At 71.8% G+C, this 23,087-nt stretch carries 22 protein-coding genes; 11 read left to right on the top strand and 11 right to left on the bottom strand.

The window, feature by feature from the left end:
• Positions 1-69: 69 nt before the first annotated feature.
• Positions 70-306, top strand: a complete 237-nt coding sequence (locus tag BW41_RS15265; protein WP_037535371.1) for a DUF3253 domain-containing protein — start codon at positions 70-72, stop codon at positions 304-306.
• Between the two features lie 100 nt (positions 307-406).
• Here the strand turns inward: BW41_RS15265 and BW41_RS15260 are convergent, their stop codons facing one another.
• Positions 407-868 carry a VOC family protein gene (locus BW41_RS15260; protein ID WP_037535370.1) on the bottom strand — a complete coding sequence of 154 codons (462 nt, stop codon included), beginning with the start codon at positions 866-868 and terminating at the stop codon, positions 407-409.
• 263 nt (positions 869-1,131) lie between these two features.
• On the opposite strand from BW41_RS15260, the gene BW41_RS15255 reads away from it, so the two are divergent.
• The 4 genes from BW41_RS15255 (at position 1,132) to BW41_RS15240 (ending at position 8,414) form a co-directional block, all read left to right on the top strand.
• The gene (locus BW41_RS15255; protein ID WP_037535381.1) at positions 1,132-2,640 is read left to right on the top strand and encodes a DUF1800 domain-containing protein; all 1,509 of its coding nucleotides are present in this window, start codon (positions 1,132-1,134) and stop codon (positions 2,638-2,640) included.
• Between the two features lie 15 nt (positions 2,641-2,655).
• Complete coding sequence (locus tag BW41_RS15250; protein WP_037535369.1) at positions 2,656-3,870, top strand: DUF1501 domain-containing protein; 1,215 nt, start codon at positions 2,656-2,658, stop codon at positions 3,868-3,870.
• Between the two features lie 102 nt (positions 3,871-3,972).
• Positions 3,973-5,253 carry a TolC family protein gene (locus tag BW41_RS15245; protein ID WP_235199792.1) on the top strand — a complete coding sequence of 427 codons (1,281 nt, stop codon included), beginning with the start codon at positions 3,973-3,975 and terminating at the stop codon, positions 5,251-5,253.
• A complete protein-coding gene (locus tag BW41_RS15240) occupies positions 5,250-8,414 on the top strand; it encodes an efflux RND transporter permease subunit (RefSeq protein ID WP_051583532.1) in 3,165 nt (1,054 codons plus the stop codon). The genes BW41_RS15245 and BW41_RS15240 overlap by 4 nt, the downstream gene beginning before the upstream one ends.
• A gap of 22 nt (positions 8,415-8,436) precedes the next feature.
• Here BW41_RS15240 and BW41_RS15235 read toward each other — a convergent pair whose 3' ends face one another.
• Together BW41_RS15235 and BW41_RS15230 are read right to left on the bottom strand one after the other, a co-directional pair.
• Positions 8,437-9,999: a DUF4139 domain-containing protein gene (locus BW41_RS15235; RefSeq protein ID WP_051583531.1), complete on the bottom strand. Its 1,563-nt coding sequence runs from the start codon at positions 9,997-9,999 to the stop codon at positions 8,437-8,439.
• Positions 9,999-11,432 carry a DUF4139 domain-containing protein gene (locus tag BW41_RS15230; RefSeq protein ID WP_037535377.1) on the bottom strand — a complete coding sequence of 478 codons (1,434 nt, stop codon included), beginning with the start codon at positions 11,430-11,432 and terminating at the stop codon, positions 9,999-10,001. The genes BW41_RS15235 and BW41_RS15230 overlap by 1 nt, the downstream gene beginning before the upstream one ends.
• Before the next feature lie 393 nt (positions 11,433-11,825).
• Here BW41_RS15230 and BW41_RS15225 point away from each other — a divergent pair, with 393 nt between their 5' ends.
• The 3 genes from BW41_RS15225 to BW41_RS15215 all read left to right on the top strand — a co-directional run bounded on the left by BW41_RS15225 (position 11,826) and on the right by BW41_RS15215 (position 15,844).
• Entirely contained in the window at positions 11,826-13,592 is a 1,767-nt protein-coding gene (locus BW41_RS15225) for a chloride channel protein (RefSeq protein ID WP_051583530.1), read from the top strand.
• Between the two features lie 85 nt (positions 13,593-13,677).
• Entirely contained in the window at positions 13,678-14,019 is a 342-nt protein-coding gene (locus tag BW41_RS15220) for a hypothetical protein (protein ID WP_037535368.1), read from the top strand.
• Positions 14,020-14,824: 805 nt separating this feature from the next.
• A complete protein-coding gene (locus BW41_RS15215; RefSeq protein ID WP_051583529.1) occupies positions 14,825-15,844 on the top strand; it encodes an SDR family oxidoreductase in 1,020 nt (339 codons plus the stop codon).
• A 28-nt stretch (positions 15,845-15,872) separates the two neighbouring features.
• Here the strand turns inward: BW41_RS15215 and BW41_RS15210 are convergent, their stop codons facing one another.
• The 4 genes from BW41_RS15210 to BW41_RS15195 all read right to left on the bottom strand — a co-directional run bounded on the left by BW41_RS15210 (position 15,873) and on the right by BW41_RS15195 (position 17,589).
• Positions 15,873-16,136, bottom strand: coding sequence for a hypothetical protein (locus BW41_RS15210; RefSeq protein ID WP_037535367.1), 264 nt, complete (start codon positions 16,134-16,136; stop codon positions 15,873-15,875).
• On the bottom strand, positions 16,133-16,663 hold the full coding sequence (locus BW41_RS15205) for an SAM-dependent methyltransferase (RefSeq protein ID WP_235199791.1): 531 nt from the start codon (positions 16,661-16,663) through the stop codon (positions 16,133-16,135). Before BW41_RS15205 ends, BW41_RS15210 begins: the two co-directional genes overlap by 4 nt.
• Positions 16,664-16,817: 154 nt before the next feature.
• A complete protein-coding gene (locus tag BW41_RS15200; RefSeq protein ID WP_037535366.1) occupies positions 16,818-17,219 on the bottom strand; it encodes a hypothetical protein in 402 nt (133 codons plus the stop codon).
• Positions 17,212-17,589 carry a hypothetical protein gene (locus BW41_RS15195; protein WP_037535365.1) on the bottom strand — a complete coding sequence of 126 codons (378 nt, stop codon included), beginning with the start codon at positions 17,587-17,589 and terminating at the stop codon, positions 17,212-17,214. Before BW41_RS15195 ends, BW41_RS15200 begins: the two co-directional genes overlap by 8 nt.
• Before the next feature lie 193 nt (positions 17,590-17,782).
• Between BW41_RS15195 and BW41_RS15190 the strand changes: the two genes are divergently transcribed.
• Positions 17,783-18,229, top strand: coding sequence for a hypothetical protein (locus BW41_RS15190; RefSeq protein WP_037535364.1), 447 nt, complete (start codon positions 17,783-17,785; stop codon positions 18,227-18,229).
• A 30-nt stretch (positions 18,230-18,259) separates the two neighbouring features.
• Here the strand turns inward: BW41_RS15190 and BW41_RS15185 are convergent, their stop codons facing one another.
• Positions 18,260-19,156 carry a Gfo/Idh/MocA family protein gene (locus BW41_RS15185; RefSeq protein ID WP_037535363.1) on the bottom strand — a complete coding sequence of 299 codons (897 nt, stop codon included), beginning with the start codon at positions 19,154-19,156 and terminating at the stop codon, positions 18,260-18,262.
• A 301-nt stretch (positions 19,157-19,457) separates the two neighbouring features.
• Between BW41_RS15185 and BW41_RS15180 the strand changes: the two genes are divergently transcribed.
• A complete protein-coding gene (locus BW41_RS15180; protein WP_081793131.1) occupies positions 19,458-20,312 on the top strand; it encodes a serine hydrolase in 855 nt (284 codons plus the stop codon).
• Between the two features lie 36 nt (positions 20,313-20,348).
• Here the strand turns inward: BW41_RS15180 and BW41_RS15175 are convergent, their stop codons facing one another.
• From BW41_RS15175 to BW41_RS15165, 3 genes are read right to left on the bottom strand one after another with little or no spacing between them, the layout of a single operon-like run.
• A complete protein-coding gene (locus BW41_RS15175; protein WP_037535362.1) occupies positions 20,349-21,128 on the bottom strand; it encodes a sulfite exporter TauE/SafE family protein in 780 nt (259 codons plus the stop codon).
• A 7-nt stretch (positions 21,129-21,135) separates the two neighbouring features.
• Entirely contained in the window at positions 21,136-21,654 is a 519-nt protein-coding gene (locus BW41_RS15170) for a rhodanese family protein (RefSeq protein WP_037535361.1), read from the bottom strand.
• A 4-nt stretch (positions 21,655-21,658) separates the two neighbouring features.
• A complete protein-coding gene (locus tag BW41_RS15165; RefSeq protein ID WP_037535372.1) occupies positions 21,659-21,970 on the bottom strand; it encodes an ArsR/SmtB family transcription factor in 312 nt (103 codons plus the stop codon).
• Between the two features lie 71 nt (positions 21,971-22,041).
• Here BW41_RS15165 and BW41_RS15160 point away from each other — a divergent pair, with 71 nt between their 5' ends.
• Positions 22,042-22,911 (top strand): MBL fold metallo-hydrolase, encoded by an 870-nt coding sequence (locus tag BW41_RS15160; protein WP_037535360.1) that lies wholly within the window; start codon positions 22,042-22,044, stop codon positions 22,909-22,911.
• The last annotated feature ends 176 nt before the right edge of the window (positions 22,912-23,087 follow it).

The raw sequence follows: 23,087 nt of genomic DNA, 5'->3' as shown, positions 1-23,087 counted from the left end.
CGCGGCGGTGCGCACCCGAGCCAGGCCGGGCCTTCGCCCCGCCATATGGCGGGCGACTAGGCGGCGCCGATGGCCGATCCGCAAACCGTGACGCTGGCGCTGCTCGCCCGGCGCGCGCCGGGCGCGACGGTCTGCCCGAGCGAGGTCGCCCGCGCGATCGCGCCCGACTGGCGCGCGGCGATGCCCGCGGTCCACGCCGCGATCGACGCGCTGGTCCGCGAGCGGCGGGTGCGGCTGAGCTGGCAGGGCACGCCGCTGACGACGCGGTCGGGGCCGTACCGGATCGGGCGGGTGGGCGAGGAATGACGCATGCGATCGCCACGGGCGGTGCGTGCGGGCGCGGAGGCGGTTCGGCAACGAAACCGACGATTGACGATGGTGAGATGGGATAGGTCCCACGGGCGCCTTAACAGGCTGGCGGCTGCATGAGCTCGATCGTAATATGATCGGGGCCTGAAACATAGGCCACCAAAGTCCCCTTTCGGGGACCACCCGCGATTGGCAGCGGACGACCCTTGGCCTTCCAGCCTGCGGCTTCGACGCGACCAATGGCAGCATGGATATCGTTCACGGTCAGAGCGAGGTGAGCCGCACCGATCGCCCCCGCGCAGTTCGGTACCTCCCCGTTCTGACGTCCTTTTGAATACTGCAACAATTCGACCACATACCCGTCAGGTGCCTTGACGATCGCCGTCTTCACACGCGGATCGTCGACACCCGTCACCTGATGCAGGAAGTCGCCCCCCATTTCCGACTGCCGCTCCAGCGTGAAGCCAAGCGCTGCCGTCCAGAAGCGAATGGCTTCGTCCAATGACGATACGGCAAAGCCGGTGTGATCCACGGCCATCACGTTTGCGGCGTCGTTCATTGGTGCAGTCTCACTGGGCCGTGCGCGCTGTCTGGACCGGTCGCGACCGAGGCCAACAGCATGGCGAACATGATTCTCATGGTGCTGGATTAGGGCAAGACTGCTTTCCCGAAAAGGATCGGCCGGCGAGGCGCAACCGGTCATCCGCCACCACCAGCGGCGCATGACGGCCCGATGAAATGATCGTCACGATCGCGCCAGGAAAGTTGCCGTTCAGCTTCGCGGCGGCAAGGAGTTAGCCGCCACGGATGGAGGACTCGACGATGCGCCATCACGGGATCGGGGCGACGCGGCTCGCCGCCGTCGCGCTGGCGCTGCTGCCGGCGCCGGCGCTCGCCGCGGGTGAGGCGCCCGGCGCGGGGATCGGCTGGGCGAACCGCCTGACCTGGGGGGTGACCGCTGCGGACGCGCGCGCCGCCAACCCCGATCGCTGGCTCGACGCGCAGCTCGCCAGCGACGACACCAGCCTGCCCGCGCCGCTCGCCGCGACGGTGGCGCAGATGCGGATCAGCCGCGAGCCGCTCGCGCAGATCGTCGTCGCGGTCGATGCGCAGAACCGCGCCGCCAAGGCGCTGACCGATCCGGCGCAGCGCGAGGCGGCGCGCAAGGCCTATCAGGCGACGCTCAACGCCGTCGCCGACGAGGCGCGGCAGCGTTCGGTGCTGCGCGACCTCTATGCCCCCGACCAGCTCCGCGAACAGATGACCTGGTTCTGGTTCAACCATTTCAACGTCCAGGCGAACAAGCGCGACATCCGGCTGATGGTCGGCGATTACGAACAGACGCTGCACGCGCAGGCCTTCGGCCGCTTCCGCGACATCCTGGAGGCGACGCTGCGCCATCCGGCGATGCTGCGCTATCTCGACAACGACCAGAATGCCGTCGGCCGGATCAACGAGAATTACGCGCGCGAGATCATGGAGCTGCACTCGCTCGGCGTCGGCTCGGGCTATAGCCAGCAGGACGTGCAGGAGCTGGCGCGCATCCTCACCGGCGTCGGCGTCAGCCTGAGGCCGGAGCCGCCGCGGTTGAGGCCGCAATGGCAGCCGCTCTACCTCCGCGCCGGCCTGTTCGAATTCAACCCGGCGCGCCACGACTTCGGCGACAAGCATTTCCTCGGCCATGTCATCAAGGGCTCGGGCTTCGGCGAGGTCGAACAGGCGCTCGACCTGATCGCGGCCGCGCCGGCGACCGCGCAGCACGTCGCGACGGAGCTCGCCACCTATTTCATGGGCGACGCCCCGCCGCCCGCGCTGGTCGCGCGGATGGCGGCGCGCTTCCAGCGCAGCCACGGCGATATGGCGGAGGTGATGCGGACGATGATCCGCTCGCGCGAATTCGCCGCCTCCACCGGCCGCGCGTTCAAGGACCCGGCGCATTATGCGATCTCGGCGGTGCGGCTCGCCTATGGCGACCGGGTGATCCTCAACCCGATGCCGATCGTCGGCTGGCTCAACCGGATGGGCGAAGGCCTGTACAATCACGAAACCCCCGACGGCTATCCGCTCGACCGCGCCGCCTGGTCGGGACCGGGGCAGATGGCGACGCGCTTCGACATCGCGCGCCAGATCGGGGGCGGATCGGCCGGGCTGTTCCGCCGCCCCGGCGTCGCCGACGAGGCGCCCGCCTTCCCGCAAGTGCAGAATGCGCTCTATTACGACGGCCTCGCCGCGACGCTCGGCCCGCCGACGCGCGACGCGCTCGCGCAGGCCCGCTCGCCGCAGGAATGGAATGCGCTGTTCCTCTCCTCGCCCGAATTCATGCGCCGCTAGTCAGGAGTCGCCGCCATGTATCCGCACGTCCACCGTCGCGATCTGCTGAGAGGCGCGGCCGCGCTCGCCCCCGTCGTCGTCGCGGGCCGCGCCTTCGCCGCGCCGCAGGCGGGCAGCCGGCTGCTCGTCGTCTTCCTGCGCGGCGCCTATGATGCGGCGAACATCGTCGCGCCGACCGGCAGCGATTTCTACCATCAGGCGCGCCCGACGATCGCGCTCGCCCGCCCCGACGCGGCCGATCCCGCCGCGCCGGTCGCGCTCGACGCGACGTGGAGCCTGCATCCCGCGCTCCGCGACAGCCTGATGCCGCTGTGGCAGGCGCGGCAGATCGCCTTCGTCCCCTTCGCCGGCACCGACGACATGAGCCGCAGCCATTTCGAGACGCAGGACACGATCGAACTGGGCCAGCCGGTCGGCGGGCATCGCGATTACGGCTCGGGCTTCATGGCGCGGCTCGCCGGCGTGCTCGGGCGCGGCGCGGCGGACCGGCCGATCGCCTTCACCGACCAGCTGCCGCTCTGCTTCCGCGGCGGCTCCAGCCCGGTGCCCAATCTCGCGCTCGCCAGCGTCGGCAAGCCGATCGACGCGCGCCAGGCGCAGCTGATCGAGGCGATGTACCGCAACGACGCGCTGCTCGGCCGCTCGGTCCACGCAGGCTTCGACGTGCGCGACACCGTCTACAAGGCGCTCGCCGACGAGATGACCGCGGCGAGCCGCGGCGCGGTCAGCGCCAAGGGGTTCGAACTGTCGGCACGGCGGATCGGCACGCTGATGCGCGACCAGTTCAACCTCGCCTTCGTCGACGTCGGCGGCTGGGACACGCACGTCAACCAGGGCGGCGCGACCGGCTATCTCGCCGACCGGATCGGCGCGCTGGGGCGCGGCCTCGCCGGCTTCGTCGCGGCGATCGGGCCGGAGGCGTGGCGGACCACCAATGTCGTCGTCGTCTCCGAATTCGGCCGCACCTTCCGCGAGAATGGCGACAAGGGCACCGATCACGGCCATGGTAGCGTCTATTGGGTGATGGGCGGCGGCCTGTCGGGCGGGCGGCTCGCCGGCGCGCAGGTCGCCGTATCGGAGGCGACGCTCAACCAGAACCGCGATCTGCCGGTGCTGACCGATTACCGGTCGCTGATCGGCGGCCTCGTCCGGCGGCAATTCTCGCTGTCGGGCGCGCAGCTCGACACGCTGTTCCCGAATGCGCGGCCGGACGATCTCAAGCTGATCTGAGCCATCGGCCCGCCCGCTGATCGGTAAACTAAACCGAGATTTAGTCGCGTCGCGACGGACATCCGCCTAACCGCGGGCGAGGGTCCGGCACGAGTGGCGACGATGACGATGACGCGATGGGCAGGGACGCGATGGGCAGGGCTGGCGGTGGCAGCGGCGACGATCCCGGCCGCAGCCGCGGCGCAGGAGGCGACGGCGATCTCGCTCGACCGGCTGGCGCAGGAGGTGATCGCCAGCAATCCCGAGCGGCAATTCTACCAGCGCCAGATCGACACCGCGGGCGAGGCGCGCGACGCCGCCGGGCGCTGGGCCGATCCCGAGGCGGTGGTCGAATTCGGCGAACGGCGGGCGAGCGATCCCGTCACCGGCGCCCCGCTCGGCGACGGGCAGAGCTATGCGGTATCGGTCGTCCAGCCGATCGAGTTCGGCGGCCGCATCGCGCTGCGCCGGGCGATCGCCGAACGCCAGATCGCGCTGGCGCGGATCGGCCTGCAGCAGTTCGACGCGACATTGGCGGCACGGGCGCGGTCGCTCGGCTACGGCCTGTTCGCCGCGGACGAGAAGGCGGATGCCGCGCGCACCGTCGCGGCGCGGATGCGGACGCTGGCGCGGGTGATCGTGTCGCGCGATCCGGCCGGGCCGGCGCCGCAGCTCGAGGCGGCGGCCTTGCAGGCGGATGCGATCAGCGCCGAGCGCACCGCCGCCACCGCGGATGCCGAGGCCAATTCGATCCTCTACGAACTCAACCAGTTGCGCGGCACGCCCTTTGCCGCGCGGATCCGCATCGTGCGGCCGGACATGACCCTGCCCGACCTGCCGCCCGGCACCGCGCTCGCCGCCCAGGCCGCGACGAACAATTTCGAGCTGCGCGCGCTGCGCGCGCAATTCGAGCAACAGGGGCTGCGCGTCGATCTCGCCCGCAAGAGCCGCATCCCGGTGGTCAGCGTCGGCCCCTATTACGATCATGCCCGCTCCGACGTGCGCGAGACCAATTACGGCCTCCGCCTGTCGACCCCCCTGCCCTTGTGGAACCGCCAGGCCGGCGACGTCGCGGTCGAGGCGGGGCGGCAGGCGCAGGCCAATGCGACGCTGATCGCCGCCGAACGCCGCATCGCGCGCGACGTCTTCGATCAGGCGGCGCAATATGAGGCGAAGCGCCGCGCGCTCGGCCAGTGGGACGGTGAATCGGCGCGTCGCTTCGCCGCCGCGGCGGAGGAGGCCGACCGCAACTACCGGCTCGGCGCGATCCCGCTGACCACCTATACGCAGATGCAGCAGGCCTATGTCGATGCGACGGTGGCGATCCTCGATACGCGGCGCGAGGCGATCGAGGCGCTGCTGCAATTGCGCGCGCTCAACGGCGGGACCGCGCCCGGCCGATGATCGCGCGGCTGCTCGACGGCGTCACGCGGCATCGCCTCGCCGTCGCCCTCGTCACCGCCCTGGTCGCGGCGCTCGGCCTCTGGGCGTTCGCGACGCTGAAGATCGATGCGATCCCCGACATCACCGGGGTGCAGGTGCAGATCAACACGATGGTCCCAGCGCTCGCGCCCGAGGAGATCGAGCGGCTGGCGACGCTGCCGATCGAGCGCGCTATGGCGGGCCAGCCCGGGCTCGACGAGACGCGCTCGCTGACCAAGACCGGCCTCAGCCAGGTGACGCTGCTCTACAAGGACGGCACCGACCAGCTGCGCGCGCGCCAGCTCGTCACCGAACGGCTCGCCGCGGTGCGCGACCAACTGCCGCCCGGCGCCTCGCCGCAGCTCGCGCCGATCACCACCGGCCTCGGCGAGATCTATTATTACACGCTCGAATGGCGCACGCCGCCGCCGGGGCTCGATGCGCAGCGGCAGCTGATGGAGCTGTACGAGGCGCAGGAATATACCGTGCGGCCGATGCTGCGCGCGGTCACCGGCGTCGCCGACGTCAATTCGAACGGCGGCATCGAGCAGCAGTTCGTCGTCCAGCCCGACCCCGCCCGGCTGACGCTGCACGGCGTCACCGCCGCGGAGCTCGCCCGCGCGGTCGGCCAGAACGTCGAGAATGCCGGGGGCGGCATCATCGCGCAGGGGCCGCGGCGGCTGACGGTACGCACCGACGCGCGGGTGATGGACGCGACGCAGATCGGCGCGATCCCCGTCAAATTCGCCGCGGGCGTGCTGCCGTTGCAGGTCCGCGACCTCGCCGACGTGGTGATCGGGTCGGCGCCGCGGCAGGGCGCGGCGACGCAGAACGGGCGCGAGACGGTGCTCGGCACGGTGATGATGCTAGTCGGCCAGAACAGCCGCGAGGTCGCCTTGCGCGCCGAACAGGCGCTGCCCGACATCCAGGCGGCGCTGCCCAGGGGGATGGTGATCCACCCGCAATACAGCCGCTCCGACCTCGTCGACCGGACGATCGCGACGGTCGAACACAATCTCGGCGTCGGCGCGCTGCTCGTCGCCCTCGTGCTGCTGCTGGTAATGGGCAATTGGCGCGCGGCGCTGATCGTCGCGATCGTCATCCCGCTCGCCTTCCTCGTCACCGTCACGGGGATGAATGCGCTGGGCGTGTCGGGCAATCTGATGAGCCTCGGCGCGCTCGACTTCGGGCTGATCGTCGACGGATCGATCGTCGTCGTCGAGAACAGCCTGCGCCTGCTCGCCCGGCGCCGGCACGAGACGGGTGCGGCGCTCGATGCCGAGGCGCGGCGCGAGACGGTCGCCCATGCCGCCGCGATGGTCGCGCGGCCGACGCTGTTCGGCATCGCGATCATCGCGCTCGTCTACGTGCCGGTGCTCAGCCTCGGCGGGGTCGAGGGCAAATTGTTCCAGCCGATGGCGCAGGCGGTGATGCTGGCGATCGGCGCCGGGCTGGTCTGGACCTTCACGATCGTGCCGGCGCTGTCGGCATGGCTGCTGCGCGCGCCGGCGCGCGACGCCGACGACGGGCGGCAGACCGGGCTGATCGGCTATGCCGAGCGCGGCTATGCGCCGGTGCTGGAGCGCGCCATCGCGCATCCCGCCTGGCTGACGATCGCCGCCGTCGGGCTGCTCGCCCTCACCTATCTGCTGTTCCGCAGCCTCGGCTCGCAATTCACGCCGCAGCTCGACGAGGGCGCGATCACCGCGATGGTCTATCGCCCGGTCGGCATGTCGCTCGAGCGCAGCCTCGCGATCGAGGAGGCGACCGAGCGCGCGATCCGCCGGCAGTATCCGCAGATCACCCACAGCTTCTCGCGGATCGGCACCAGCGAGGTGGCGACCGACCCGATGCCACCCAATGAGAACGACCTCTACCTCTTCTACACGCCCGCGAAGGACTGGCCGCAGGGCGACGGCCGGCCGACGACCAAGCAGGCGCTGATCGCCGGCATCGAGCGCGTCGGGCGGCAGGTCTACCAGGGCCAGACGTTCGAATTCGCCCAGCCGATCGAGATGCGCTTCAACGAGATGCTCGAAGGCGTGCGCGCCGACGTCTCGGTCAAGATCTTCGGCGAGGATTACGACGTGCTCGAACGCGCCGCGAAACAGGCGAAAGCGATCCTCCAGCGGCAGGCCGGGACCGAAAGCGTCGCGTTCGAGACCGCGGGCCGCCCGGAAAGCCTCGTCGTCGAGCTCGACCATGCGGCGATGCTGCGGCTCGGGCTCGGCACCGCCGAGGTCAACAGCGCGATCACCGACGGCGTCGCCGGCGCCGAGGTCGGCTTCATCCCCGAAGGCGAGGCGCGCCACATGATCGTCGTGCGCATGCCGGAGGCGCTGCGTGCCGATCCCGCCGCGATCCTCGCGCTGCCGCTGCGCGTCGGCGCATACGGGATGGTGCCGCTGTCGCGCGTCGCCCGCCTGCGCCGCATCCACGCGGTCGAGCCGATCCTGCACGACGGCGGCAAGCGGCGCGCGGCGCTGATGGTCAACCTCAACACCAGCGACCTTGCCGGCTATGTCGCGCGCGTCCGCGCCGCGGTGACGCGGGGCGTCAGGCTGCCGCCCGGCTATCGCATCGAATTCGGCGGCCAATATCACCAGCTCGAAGCGGCGCAGAAACGCCTGTCGATCGTCGTGCCGGCCGCGCTGCTGCTGATCTTCCTGCTCGTCTATGCCGCGCTCGGCAGCGTGCGCGAGGCGGCGATCGTCTATACCGGCATCCCGTTCGCGGTCACCGGCGGGGTGCTGGCGCTGTGGCTGCGCGGCATGCCCTTCTCGATCACCGCGGCGATCGGCTTCATCGCGCTGTCGGGCATCGCGATGCTCAACGGGCTGGTGCTGATCGACCATATCAACAGCCTGCGCGACGGCCGCGAAGGCGGCGAGCCATTGTCGACCGACGCGGCGGTGCGGCAGGGCGCGCGCGACCGGCTGCGCCCGGTGCTGTCGACCGCGCTCGTCGCCTCGATCGGTTTCGTGCCGATGGCGATCGCCACCGGCGCCGGCGCCGAGGTGCAACGGCCGCTCGCCACCGTGGTGATCGGCGGCATCGTCACCTCGACCATCCTGACGCTTTTGCTACTGCCCAGCCTCTACCGCTGGCTGGCGATCCCCCGCCGAACGGACGCCGAGGCCTGAGGGGGGCACGCCGGCCGATGCCTCAATAGCGGTAGCGCAGCACCGCGGTGCCGCCGGGCGGCAGCCGCGGCGACCAGGTGGCGAGGCCGTCGATGCGGGGCAGCGGCTTGCCCTCGGCGGTGATCGCCTGTCCCGCCGTGCCGATCGGCACGTCGAGCGTCACCGGCTGCGCGGTGGCGTTGCGCGCGGTGAGCATCGCCCCGCGCACGCCCTCGGCGTCGGGCCGGACGCCGATCGGCGGGTCGGAGGGCAGCGTCGTCTGGGTCAGCGTCACCCGCTCGCTCGTCCCGGCGGCCAGCCGCACCGTCTCGCCCACCGTCCGGTCGGTGATCGCGCCCTGGCCGAGCAGCAGCCGCTCGCTGCCACGCTGTGCATAGAGCGCGGTGCTGCCGGCGGGGAGCGCGATGCCGAGCCCGCCCGCGCGGTCATTGCGCAGCACAAGGACGATCGCGGCCGGCGCGTTCTCGAACGTCGCACTGGGATAGATCACCGGCCGACGGTAGCGGCGCTCGACCGCCACCGCCTTCTGCTCGAGCAGCGCGACCTGTTTCTGCCCGCGCGCGGCAACGGTGGTGCGGACCGGCACGCGGTACAGCTTGAGGTCGCCGAGATCCTCGGGCGGTGCCCGCGGTGCCGGCGGGGGTGGTGGTGGTGGCGGCGGAGGTGGCGGCGCGAACGCCATGATCCGCGAGCCGGTCACGACGATCTCGTCGGCGGGCTCGAACGACGTCTCGCGCAGGTCGGACGTGGTGGTGCCGAGCGGGTAGCAGACGAGGCGCAGCTTGCCGACCGTCCGCGGGATCGCCGCGACGGGGACGCGGTTAAGCCGGCCGGCGACGGCGCGGACCTCCGCCTGCGCGAACGATTCCGCATTGCCGTTGGCGAGCGTCAGCCAGGCGAACAGGTCGATCGTCCGGCCGTCCGCGGCGAGTGTGCTGACATAGCTCGCCCGCCAGTCGAAGCCCGAGGCGAGATAGGACAGGCGCACCGTCACCGTGCGCGGCGTCGGGCTGGTCGTCGTCACGCTCAGCACCGGCTTGCTCGACAGGTCCGCCGGCACGCCCGCGAAGGCGAGCCGTTCGGGCAGGCCCGAGCAGCGCAGCGTCTCGATCCCCGTCGCCGTGCGCAGCACGATCCCCGGCGCGGGGCCGGCGACGATCGTCGCGGCCTGCTGCACCTGCCGGCCGGTCGCGCGGTCGGTGCGGGTCAGCGTGACCGCGCGGCCGAGCGTGCCGTCGACCAGCGACGCGGGCGACAGCAGGCGCGCGTCGCGGTTCTTCTCGATCGTGCCGCCGGGCAGGCCGTCGATGATCGCGCTGACCGGCACGATCCCTTCCGCCACCCCTTCGAAGCGCAGCGTCGCGCGGCCGCGCGGCAGGTGCACCCGGCGCGTCTCGGTGACCAAGGCGAAGCCGTCGAGATATTGCAGGTTCATCGCGCCCCGGCCGTAGGGCGCGCGATAGACGGTGAGCGCGACCGAGGCGGGCGCGGGCGAGGTGACGACGGTCTGCGCCGCTGCCCCGCCCGGCAGCAGGCTCGCCAGCATCAGGCCGGCGACCAGCCCGATCGCGCGCAGCCGGGGCATCAGTAGCGGGTGTCGAAGGTCGCGGTCACCGTCGCGTTGCCGTTCGCCGGCACCGCGACCTGCCACGCCAGCGTGCCGGCGTCGCGCCGCTCGCCGTGCGCGCTGTCCTCGACGACGCGCACGTCGGCCCAGTCGAGCCCGTTCTGCACCAGCTCCACCGTCACCGGCTTGGCGCGGGCGTTGGTCAGCGTGTAGCGCATCGCGGTGCGCCAGCGGTCGTTGCCCAGCCGGGTGCGCGAGACGGTGACGGGCTGTACCTTGACGTCGAAGGCGTCGCCGGTGGGCAGCGCGATCGTCGACCCCTGCGGCGTATGGTCGATGCGGTTCTCGCCGACGAACTGCGGCTGGCCGCGCGCGTCGCGGACATAGACGCGCACCACCCCCGCCGGCAGCGCGTCGCCGAGCCCGGCCGCGCCCGAATTGCTGAAGCGCAGCACCGATTGCGCGCTGCGCGGCTCGTTCGAGGTACCGAGCCAGCCATTGTCGAAGCGATAGCCGGACCGCGCTGCGACGCCCTTCGCATCGAGGAAGCTGACCTGCTTGGTCTGTTTGTCGGCGATCGTGGTGCGCGCGGCGAGTGGATAGAGATAGAAATCGCCGAGCTGCTCGCGCCCGGATGTTTCGGTGCCGGGCTGCGTCCGCGTCGGGCGACGGCGCCGCGGCACGTAATTGCCGTTGTCCTCGTCGTCGCTGCTGCCGACCTCGCCGGCGACGAGCAACGTCTTGGCATGGGCGAAGGTGGTGCCGCTGGTGTTCTTCAACGTCACCCAGCCCTGGACGTCGACGGTGCCGCTGCGGTCGTCGAACAGCGCGACATAATCGGCGCTCCAGCCGAGCCCGCGGCTGAGATAGGAGAGCGTCGCCGGCCGCGATCCGGCGCGCGTGCTCGCCAGCGTCACCGACAGCGTCGGGCGCGCGCGCAGCGCGTCGGGCACGCGGTCGAAGATCGCACGCACCGGCAGGCCGTCGTCGCGCAGCACCTCGACATGGCCGTTGACGTCGAGCACGACGCCGCCGTTGACCGCGAGCACCCTGGCGCGCTCGCGCGTCTCGACGCCGGTCGCCGGATTGGTGCGCAGCAACGTGATCGTCTCCCCGACCGCCTTTTCCATCAGGCTCGACGGGCTGAGCAGGTCATAGTCGAAATTCTGTTCGACGATCGCGGCATCGGGCACGGTCAGCGACACCGTCTCGGGCCGGATCGCGGCGCTGACGTCGGGAAAGCTCTGCTGCACCCGCCCGCTCGCCAGCGCCAGCGGCCGGATGTCCTGCACCAGCGCGACGTTGTTGGTGTAGATGGTGACCGACACGTCGCCCTGCGCGCTGCCCGCGGCGGGCGCGTCGGCGGGCGGCGGGGCGGCCTGCTGCGCCGCGGCCGTGGCCGGGCCGAGCAACAGCGCCAGCCCGCAGGCTCGCCAGATCGTCGTACGCATGTCCATCTCCCCCGCTGTGCGGCGAACATGACGCGGTCCGCGGCAAAGGGCAACGCGGTGATCGTCCGGCGGGCGAAACTCTGTGACGGCACCCGGCATGACGATCGCGGCAAGATCACGCGCGGCGTCCGCACCACGGCGTCACCCCGGACGTGTTCCGGGTCCACCGTGCCGCGAACATAACGGCTCATGCTCTTGCGGAACCGTGGATGCCGGACCGACTCTGCTCCGACATCCCGTGTGCGGCACGATCCGCCGCGGTCCGGGCGACGCCGGGCCGTCGCAAAAGTCTCGACATTGCGTTCGACCCTCCGGCCGAATCCCGCTAACGCCGGTCGCCATGCCCGCCCTGCCAGTCCTGCCCGCCGCTGCGCCGCGTATCGCGGCGATCTGATGGCGGGAAGGCTGCCGATTCCCGCCGGCGCGTCCGGCAAGGGGCTGGCGGCGTGGCTGCGCCGGCGCACCCGGTCCAGCGAGGCGATGCTGATCCTGCTCGCGGTGATCGTCGGCGCCGCGGCGGGCACGCTCAGCATCCTGCAGGGCGCGATCGCGCGGACGTTGCAGCATTGGCTGTTCCGCCTGCCCGACGGCGCGCGGCTGAGCACCGCCGGCGCGGTGCCGCCGCTCGCGCTGCTGGCGCTGCCCGCCGGCGGACTGCTGCTGATGGCCTTCTCCTGGCTCACCCGCGCCCGCCAGCGCCGGCTGGTCGACGCGGTCGAGGCGAATGCGCTGCACGGCGGGCAGGTATCGTGGACGGACAGCCTCGTGATCTCGGGACAGACGATCCTGTCCAACGGCTTCGGCGCCTCGGTCGGGCTGGAGGCGGCCTATGCGCAGCTCGGTGCGGCGGTCGCCTCCGCCGCGGGCGGCTGGCTGCGGCTGCGGCGCGGCGATCTGCGCGTGCTGGTCGGTGCCGGCACCGGCGCGGCGATCGCCGCCGCCTTCGGCGCGCCGCTGACCGGCGCCTTCTACGCCTTCGAGATCGTCATCGGTGCCTATACCCCCGCCGCGATCGCGCCGGTCGCGGCGGCCGCCCTCTCCGCGGTGCTCGTCGCGCAGTCGCTCGGCGTCCACCCCTATCTGGTCGATGCCGCGGCGGGCGAGGCGGTGCAGACGCACCATTATCTCGTCTACGGCGGGCTCGGCGGCCTCGCCGCGCTGCTCGGCATCGTGCTGATGCGCGCGGTCGCCGAGGTCGAGCGGCTGACGCGGCAGCTGCCGGTGCCGCCCGGCGCGCGGCCGGTGCTCGGCGGCCTGTTGCTGATCCCGCTCGCGCTCGCGACGCCGCAGGTGCTCTCCGCCGGTCATGGCGCGCTCCACCTCGACCTGGAGGCGGCGCTGCCGCTCGGCATCGTCGCGGCGATCTTCGTGATGAAGAGCGCGGCGTCGATCGTCTCGCTCGGCTTCGGCTTCCGCGGCGGACTGTTCTTCGCCTCGCTGTTCCTCGGCAGCCTGTTCGGCCATCTCTATGCCGGGGTCGTCGCGCTGCTCGCCGGCTATCCGGTGGTCGATCCGCAGAATGCCGCGCTCGTCGGCATGGCGGCGTTCGCGGTGGCGGTGGTCGGCGGGCCGATGACGATGGCGATGCTGGTGCTCGAGGCGACGCACGATTTCTCGCTCGCCGGCGCGGCGGTCGCCGCATCGCTGGTCGCGACGACGATCGTGCGCGAGCTGTTCGGCTATTCCTTCTCGACCTGGCGGCTCCACCTGCGCGGCGAGACGATCAAGAGCGCACGCGACGTCGGCTGGATGCGCACGCTCACCGCCGGGCGAATGATGCGGCGGGTCGAGCGCGCGACGCCGGCGACGCTGACCGTCGCCGAATTCCGCCGCGCCGTGCCGCTCGGCGCGACCAGCCGGGTGGTGCTGACCGACGGCGACGAGCGTTATGCCGGCATCGTCCGCACCGCGAGCGCCTATGCCGACGGCATCGCGCCCGACCAGCCGGTCGCGACGCTCGCCATCCAGCAGGACCGCACGCTCGATCCCGCCGCCGACATCCGCCGCATCATGGCGGCGTTCGACGCGGCGAGCGCCGACGAAATGGCGGTCGTCACCGCCGAGGGCCGCGTCCTCGGCCTGCTCTCCGAACCCTATGTGCGGCGCCGCTATGCCGAGGAGCTCGACAAGGCGCAGCGCGAATTGTTCGGCGAGGCCTGACGGCGGGGCGGTGCCGCGGTCGCAAGGGACTGGCGGCACGCGGCGCGACGCGGCAAGGCAGCCGGGATCGACAGGGAGCGAAAGCATGGCGCGCAAACATCCGAAACACGGCCCGTATGACGCGCCGGAGCCCGAGGCGGAGGCGCCCGCCGCCCCCGCCGCGCCCTGCTGGCTGTGCGGGCGCGGACTCGGCACGACCACCGTCTGGCATCATCCCGTGCCCAAGAGCCGCGGCGGGCGCGACGTCGTGCCGATGCATCCGATCTGCCAGCAGACGCTGATCGCCAATTTCACCAATTCGGAATTGCAGCGGCACGGCATGGACGTCGACGGCCTGCTCGCCGATCCCGCGATCCGCAAATTCGTCGACTGGGTGGCGAAGAAGGACCCCGACTTCACCGCCACCGCGACGAAGAAACAGCGCTGACGGGCGGCTGGTTCGCGCAGAGGCGCTGAGGCGCAGAGGGCGCTGAGGGCGGATATTGATTCACGCGAAGACGCGAAGACGCGAAGATGTTCCGCCCGCCGCGAGCGCGGCCCATGTCCTGCACGGGCAGGAAGAGCAGGCCACGCCCGGTCCAAGGCGCGCCCTCTTTGCGTCTTTGCGTCTTCGCGTGAAATCCTCCTCCCCACTTCGCCTTCGGGAGAAAACAAATCGGGTTCACGCGGAGGCGCGGAGGCGCGGAGTTGCTTCGCTGTGTTGCAGCGGCAGCGCGGGACAGCGGGGGCCGGAAATGGAAGGCTGCGCCAGCCCAAACCACTACCCGTCCGCGCCTCCGCGTGAACCAATGTCTTTCTGTGCCGCTGCCCGAGCATAGGCCGCGCGCCGCGAGCGCGGCAATGCCATCCACAGGAAGGTGGAGTAGGCCACGCCCGGTCGGAGGCGCGCCCTCTTCGCGTCTTCGCGTCTTCGCGTGCAATCCTCCTCCGCACTCCGCCCTCGGGCGAAGCCAAATCGGGTTCACGCGGAGGCGCGGAGGCGCGGAGGCGCGGAGTTGGTTCGCTGTGTTGCGGCGGCAGCGCTGGACAGCAGACGGCAGGAGATGGAGGGCCGCGCCAGCCCGAGCCGCTCCCGCTCCGCGCCTCCGCGCCTCCGCGTGACCCCTCTCCCAAGCCCGGGCAGAGGGCGACGTTCGCGATGATCGTGGCGAGGTTCGGCAAAGAACCGCTGCCGAGGAACTGAGCACTGCCTGCACTGTTCAGGAAATCGAAGCAGGACAAGGCAGTATATCATGAGCAAGCAGCCCGACGACGCCGTATCGCAGCAAGCAGGATTGAGCCGCCGCGCCGTGGTCGGCGGGGCGGCGATCGGGCTGGCGGCGTCCACCGCCGCCTCCGCCGCGGCCCAGCAGGCGGGCGGTGCGGCCGGGCCCGGGCTGATCGATCCGACCACCCAATATCCGCGCCCGCCGTTCGAGAAACAGTCGCAGCCCTTCCCCGGCCTCGCCAGCAAGATGAACCCGCGGCCGGATCACGGCGAGACGAGCTACAAGGGCTCGGGCCGCCTGCTCGGGCGCAAGGCGCTGATCACCGGGGGCGATTCCGGCATGGGCCGGGCCGCCGCGATCGCCTATGCGCGCGAGGGCGCCGACGTCGCGATCGCCTATCTGCCCGCCGAGGAGCCCGATGCGCGCGAGGTGATCGCGCTGATCCGCCAGGCCGGGCGCAAGGCCGTCGCGATTCCCGGCGACCTGCGCGACCGCGCCTATTGCGCCAAGCTGGTCGACACCGCCGTCCGCCAGCTCGGCGGACTCGACATCCTCGTCAACAACGCCAGCCGGCAGCAGCAGCGGCAGTCGCTGCTCGACATCACCGACGAGGATTTCGACGCGACGCTCAAGACCAACCTCTACGGCATGTTCTACGTCACCAAGGCCGCGCTGCCCCATCTCAAGCCGGGATCGGCGATCATCCAGACGACCTCCGAACAGGCCTATGACCCGTCGGAAAATCTGGTCGATTATGCGATGACCAAGGCGGCGATGATGAACTTCACCAAATCGCTCGCCAAGCAGCTCGGGCCGAAGGGCATCCGCGTCAACGGCGTCGCGCCCGGCCCGATCTGGACGCCGCTGCAGGTGGCGGGCGGCGCGACGATGGAGAAGCTCCAGCAGTTCGGCGGCAACACCCCGCTCGGCCGCCCCGGCCAGCCCGCCGAGCTCGGCTCGATCTACGTCCAGCTCGCCGCCTCCGACGCCAGTTATGCCAATGGCCAGGTCTATGGCGCGGCCGGCGGCTCGGGCCAGCCGTAAGCCGGCGGCAGGCGCCGGCCCTCCGCCGTCAGGGATCGAGGTCGGCGTCGCGCCGGATCCGGCGTCGCAGGCGCGCGGCGTGCAGCACCTCGGCGGTGTTGTAATGGCCGCGCCGCTCCGCCCGGATCGCCTGCCCGACCCGCTTGCCGTGGATCATCAGCGGCAGGCCGGCGAAGGCGAGCGGGAAGACGGCGATCATCAGCGGCGACCGGTCGAGCACCAGCAGCAGCGCGCAGCCGGCCGCGGTCAGCGCGACGCCGACCAGCTTCCACCGCAGGTCGCGGCGGGTCATGCCCGCCCCCCGCCGGCATCGGGTGCCGGATCTCCGATGATCCATCGGCCGGCAGCGGCGACCGCGGCGCGGACGCCGGCGCTTTCCCCCGCCGGGCCGGCGTCGTGCCACAGCACGATGTCGGCGGGAAACTCGGCCTCCGCGGCGAGCGCCTGTTGCGCCTCCGCCCGCTCGAACACGACGCCGATCGCCGGATCGTGCAGCCGTGCCGCCGCGGCGCGCGCGCGACCGATCAGCGTCGGCGAACGATGGATACCGCGCGCCTCGATGCCGGTGAAGCCCGCGGCATGGGCGTGACGCGCCGCGGCGATCAACAGCGTGCCGCAGGCGCAATCGGCATCGACGATCCGCACCGCGCGGCGGTGCCGCTCTCGCAGCGCGGCGAGTGCCGCGACGATCTGCGGCCAGCGCGGATCGGCGCAGGCGCCGCGCGCGCCGTGGCGCCCGTCACGCCGACAGCCGGCGCGCGGCCCGGCGATCGGGATGGTCGACCCGCGCTCGGGTCTGGAATCGGAATCGGACGTCATGGCGCTGCGCTGGCCTCACAGGATCGAGCGTCTCGCGCTCGCCCGGCCGAGCTACGCAGCGGCGCATAGCGATTCGAGAGCGATTCCGGTGAATCGCATAGCGCGCGCATAGCCTTGCCAACGGTTCGTCGCATCGGGCCGGGCGGCTGGTGCCTCAATCGCCGCGCCGCTGCGGCCCGCGGCGGTGGCGCCGGTCGGCGCAGGCCGTCGCCGCGGTGGCTCGATGCCGCGTCTTCATCAGCGCCGCACCCCGCCGCGTATCATAAGCGCGACCGGCCGGGGTGATCGGATCGAGCAGCCGCGCGCGAAGGTCCTGCTGCGGCGACGATCCGCGCCGGTCCTGCGCCGTCGCCGGCCGCGCCAGCAGCCTCCGGCCGTGGAGGAGCAGCAGCACGCCCGACGCGGCGAGCAGGAAGGTGGCGAGGCCAAGCGCGAACTCCGCGACCGTCGCCGGCCCGCCCCGGTGGACCGAATAGACCGCGCGGTGGATCAGCGTGGTGGCGCCGGCCGCCGCGAGCAGGATGCCTCCGCACAGCCGGGCGCCGCGATCACGCATGACCGCGCGCGCCGAGCAACTGGCGCCCGCCGCCCGCCCCGCTGCCGTCCGTCCCGCTGCCGTCCGCGTCCGGCGCGGCCGTGACGGGGACCAAGCCGGCGACCGGCGGCCGCACCGGCCGGCGGTGCCGCCAGCGCTGGCTCACCGCGACCTCGTCGAACAGATGCCGGCCGAGGAGCGCCATCGCGCTGCCCGCGCTCGCGCCGAGGAACGCGATCGTCGCGAGCAGATAGGCGGCCGCGCTCACCGCGCGCGGCCGCAGCGGCATCGCGCCGAGCCGGGCGATCGCCAGACCGGCAAGGCCGCACAGAAGCAGGCCCGCGGCGCGCATCGCGAAATCCAGACGCCACTGTTGATGGGAAACCGTCATGCCACAATCCTCGTTGCGGCCATCCAGCTATCGGGCGACACATAGTATTGCGAGAGCGATTCCGGCTTTCCGCATAGTGCCGGCATAGCCGCCGCCCGGCCGACCCCGCGGACACGCCGGCGCGCCGCGGCCGGGCGGCGGGCGCCGCACGTTTTCCCTTTTGTTCCGCGAGCGACTGACTCATAGAATCGGTATGCCGATCCGCCCCGAGAACCGCTGGCTCTATCCGATCGACTGGGACCAATTGTCGGCGGACGTCCGCTTCCGCCGCGCCGGCGCGCGCTGCGAGCAATGCGGGCGGCCGCATCTGCGCCGCGTCGCGCATCTCGGCGACGGGCGCTGGTGGGACGTCGAGGCGCATGGCTGGCGCAACGGTCGCGGCCGGCCGGTGACGATCAGGGGCCAGGTCACGCTCGGCTCGGTACGGATCACCAAGGTCGTGCTCGCCTGCGCGCATCTCGACCATGATCCCGGCAACAGCGCGCGCGGCAACCTCCGCGCGCTGTGCCAGCGCTGCCACATCCTCCACGATGCCGCGGAGCATCGCTGGCAGCGCTGGTGGAACCGCTTCCGGTTGCGCGCCTGCCGCGACCTCTACGAAGACCCGCGCCTCACCCGCCAGCGGCTCGCCCGGCGGTAGCCGCATCGCCTCCGCGGGGGGAGCGCCGCGTCAGCCCTCGGCGTGCCGGACGATCGCCTCGCAGATCGCGTGCGTCGCGAGGATGGCGGCGGCATCGACCGGCCGCCGCTCGCGCGCCGCGCGCAGGAAATCGTCGCACATCGCCGCAAAGCCGCGCTGCTCGCCGACCGACGCCCAGTCGCCGCGGCGGTGCAGCTGCTGCGCACCGTCGCGCGCCGTGATCCGCTCGGCGAGGTTGCGCACGCTGTGACGGCTGCCGCGCCCGATGACGTCGAGCCGTTCCTCGTCGAGGCCGCTGTCGCGGTGCATCGTGCCGATCGCGGTGAAGCCGTCGCCGGCCAGCGTCAGCGTGACCGCGTGGAGCCGGCCGTCGACGACATGCGTCTCGATCGTGCGCCGGACGACCGGTGCCGGCGCGAGCGACAGCACCGTGTCGACGACGTGGATGAAATCGTCGAACACCACCCGGCGCGGCGCGTCGGGCTGGCGCCGGCGATGCTTCTCCATGACGATGAGCGACGCGCCGCGCCCGCGCAGCGCGACATAATCGGGTGCGAACCGCCGGTTGAATCCGACCGCCAGCGGCACGCCGCGCGCCACGGCGAGCGCGACGAGCGCCTCGACCGCGCCGAGATGATCGGCGAGCGGCTTGTCGACGAAGGTCGGGACATCGCGTTCGATCAGCAGCCTGACGAGATCGCCATGCGCCGGCGTCGCGGCATGGACGAAGGCCGCGTCGAAGGCGGTCGCGGACAGCGCGTCCTGCACGCTGCCGTAGCGCGGCGCGATCCGGAACGCGGCACCGACCTCGGCGAGCGCGGCAGGATCGCGCGTCGCGAGGTGAAGGTCGAGATCGCCGCGCTGCGACAGCACCGGCAGATATGCCTTGCGGGCGATATCGCCCAGCCCGATCACCAGCACCCGCATCCGTGTCTCTCCCGCCGGGCCGGACCTGGCCCGCGTGCGGCGATAGCGGGTTGCTTTCGCGTCTAGCAATGGATCGTCGCGGTCGGTGCGCGCGCCCTATCGGCATGCGCGGCCGATCTGGCCCTCCCGACCGGTCGCGGTTGTCCGGGGAACGCCTGCCGTCGTGCCGCATGGCCCGGTTCGGCGCGCCGGGCCGGCGGTTCGGCGCGACACGGCGCACTGGCCAGTTGGCGGCGCGTCGCGTTAAGCTACGATTTACGCGATATCCCTTAGCGCAACACCGCCCCCGCGAAAGTCATCGATGCGTCTGCTCCCGCTGCCCCGCCTGCTCGCCTGCTGTCTCGCCGCCGGTCTGCTGCTGCCCGCCCCGGCGCAGGCGAGTTCGCCCGCGCTGATCGGGCTCGAACGGACGCTCAGCGCGCTGGTGGCGGCCTGGCCGGGGGATTACGGCATCGCCGCGCTCGACCTGCGCGACGGATCGACCGTGTCGATCAACGGCGACATCGCCTATCCGATGGCGAGCACGGTCAAGCTCGCGATCGCCGGCGCCTATCTGACCGACGTCGATCGCGGCCGGCGCCGCCTGACCGACGTCGTCGCCGGCCGCTCCGCCGCGCAGCTGATGGAGCTGATGATCGTGCGCAGCGACAATCATGCCGCCGACCAGCTGCTCGCCGCGGTCGGCGGCCCGGTCGCCGTGCAGCAATGGCTCGCGACCAACGGCATCGCGGGCATCCGCGTCGACCGGACGATCGCGCAATTGCTCCGCGAACCCGGCCATGTCTTCGACAGCAAGGATGTGGCGACGCCCAATGCGATGGTCGCGCTGCTCGACAAGCTCAACGGCCCGCTGCTCTCCGCCGAAAGCCGCGGCCTGCTGTTCGGGCTGATGAGCCGCTGCGCGACCGGCACCCGCCGCATCCGCGCGCTGCTGCCGGCGGGCACGCGGGTCGAGGACAAGACGGGCACGCTCGACGGCGTCACCAACGACGTCGGCTTCATCACCATGCCCGACGGCCGCCGGCTCGCGGTCGCGGTCTTCGCGCGCGGCGGCCGCGATCGCCAGCCCGGCATCGCCGCGGTCGCCCGCGCCATCTACGACCGCTTCGCCGACGCCGAACGCAACGCGCTGACCTTGTTCCTGCAGCTGAAATAGGGCTGCGCTCCGGCGGATGGCCGCGACCCGGCAACCCTAGACCGCCGTCGCCGTGACATAGACCCCGATCGCGATCACCACGGCGGCAAAGCCGCGTTCGAGCAGTCCCTTGCGGGCGCCGAGCTGGCGGCCGAGCGCGATGCCGGCGATCGTCCCGGCGCCGCCGCCCGCGACGAGCAGCGCCGTCACGCCCCAGTCGACCAGCCCCGACAGGGCGTAGGAGGCGGCGGTGGTCAGCCCGAGCGCGCTGACCACGACCAGCGACGTGCCGATCGCGACGGACAGCGGCATCGCGGTCGCGAGGATCAGCCCCGGCACGATCAGGAACCCGCCGCCGATCCCGAAGAAGCCGGCAGCCAGCCCGACGCCCAGCCCGATCGGCACGAGACGCGGCAGCAACGTCGCCGCGCTGCGGCGGGTCAGCCGCACGTCGGGCGCATCCGCGGTCCGGCGCGGGCGCAGCATCGACAGGCCGACGCCGATCATCAGCAGCCCGAACAGGACGAGCAGCCGCTTGCCGTCGAACGCCTTGCCGCGCTCGGCGCCCAGCGCCGCGCCGATCATCCCCGACGCCGCGAACACGCCGGCACAGCGCCACTTGACGCGGCGAGCGCGGGCATGGCCGATCAGGCTGGCGAGCGCATTGACCGTGACGGCGACCGCCGCCGTCCCGATCGCCGCATGCGGCGAGCCGATCCCGACGCCATAGATGAGCAGCGGCACCGCGAGGACCGATCCGCCGCCGCCGACCAGGCCGAGGATCAGCCCGATCACGCCTCCCGATGCGAGCGCGGCGAGGATGGCGGCGCTGGCCATGCCCGCCTCAGGCCGCCGCGCGCCGGTTCCACGGCATGACGCGCAGCACGCTGGCCATGCCGCACCATCCCGTGACGCCGGCGACCATCAGCCCCGCGCCGACGAACCCCGCCAGCGCGAAGAAGCCGGGGGCGACGAACGCGCCGAGCAGCACGCCGGCGAGCACCAGCGCACCGGCGGTGATCTGCACCTGCCGCATGATCTCCAGCGGCTGCGATCGATCGGCGACGATCGGCTGTCCGGCCTGCCGCCACGCCGCGATGCCGCCGCCGAGGATATAGGCCGGTGCGTCGCCCGCCGCCGCGCCGAGCGCCGCCGCATGCGCGGCGGTGCGCATCCCCGACCGGCAATGGAAGATCACCGGACGGCCGTCCCGCGGCAGATCGCCGATCCGGTCGAGCGGCACGTTCACCGCACCGGGGATATGCTCGCGCGCATGTTCGTCGGCCCCGCGGATATCGATCAGCCGCGCGCCGGCGTCGATCGCGGCGCGGGTGTCGGCGGGGGAAAGCGGCGCAGGCGTCATCGCGTCACTCCTTGCAATAGAGCTGGTAGAGGGTCGCGAGCAGCGTTTTGATGCGGGCGTCGGCGATCGCATACCACAGCGTCTGGCTCTCGCGCCGGAAGGTGACGAGACCTTCGTCGCGCATCCTCGCCAGATGCTGCGAACAGGCCGATTGCGACAGGCCGACCTCCTGCGCCAGATCGCCGACCGTCATCTCGCCATGTTCGACGAGCTTGCACAGCAGCATCAGCCGGCGCGCATTGCCGATCGCCTTCAGCGTGTCCGCGACCTGTCCGGCCTTTGCCTCGAAGGTCGCCAGATCCATCGGCTTGAGCATCGTCGCCACTCCATTAGGTGTTGCTTATGTAGCATGTGCTAATATATGAGCAAGGGGGTAAGGAGCCCATCATGACCCAGCCCTTCATCGAGGCATTCTTCGACGCGCCGACCAACACGATCAGCTATCTCGTCGGCGATCCGGCGACGCGCATCGCGGCGGTGATCGATCCGGTGCTCGACTTCGATCCGGCGAGCGGCATCGCCGACACGCGCTCGGCCGGGCGGATCGTCGCCTTCGCCCGCGCGCACGACTGGCGGATCGCGATGGTGCTGGAGACGCATGCGCATGCCGATCACCTGTCGGCCGCGCCCTTCGTCACGGCGCAGACCGGCGCCTGGATCGGGATCGGCGCGCATATCCGCGCCGTGCAGACGATCTTCCGCCCGATGTTCGCGATGGACGATCTGACCCCCGACGGTTCGGACTTCGACCGGTTGTTCGAGGACGGCGAGCGGTTCGCGATCGGCACGCTGGCGGTCGAGGTGCTGCACGTCCCCGGCCATACCCCGGCCGACGTGGCCTATCGGATCGGCGATGCGGCGTTCGTCGGCGACACGCTGTTCATGCCCGACTATGGCACCGCCCGCGCCGACTTCCCCGGCGGGGATGCGCGCACGCTCTACCGCTCGATCCGCCGGCTGCTGGCGCTGCCCGACGCGACGCGGCTGTTCCTGTGCCACGATTACAAGGCGCCGGGCCGCGACGACTATCGCTGGGAGACGACGGTGGGCGAGCAGCGCCGCTCGAGCGTCCACGTCCATGACGGCGTGAGCGAGGACGCGTTCGTCGCGATGCGCGAGCGGCGCGACGCCGGGCTCGCCGTGCCCAAGCTGCTGCTGCCCTCGATCCAGGTCAACATCCGCGCGGGCCATGTCCATCAAGCGGAGGCGAACGGCGTCACCTTCCTGCGCATCCCGGTGACGTGGCGCGCGGGGTGACGGGGGTCGCCCCCCCCCTATCGCGGCGCCGGCCCGGTCGATCCGCGGACGATCAGCTCGTGGCGGTGGCGGCGGCAGGGCACGGACGGTTCGCCCTTGAGCTGGGCGACGACCATGTCGGCCGCGGCGACCGCCATATCGAACACCGGCTGGCGGACGGGGGGGGTCGCCCGCCA

Origin of the sequence: Sphingomonas sp. RIT328 (genome assembly GCF_000632225.1) — a bacterium.
Classification (GTDB): Bacteria; Pseudomonadota; Alphaproteobacteria; order Sphingomonadales; family Sphingomonadaceae; genus Sphingomonas; species Sphingomonas kyungheensis.
The sequence above is the reverse complement of the archived record's forward strand: the minus strand, read 5'-3'. Positions and strand labels throughout refer to the sequence as shown.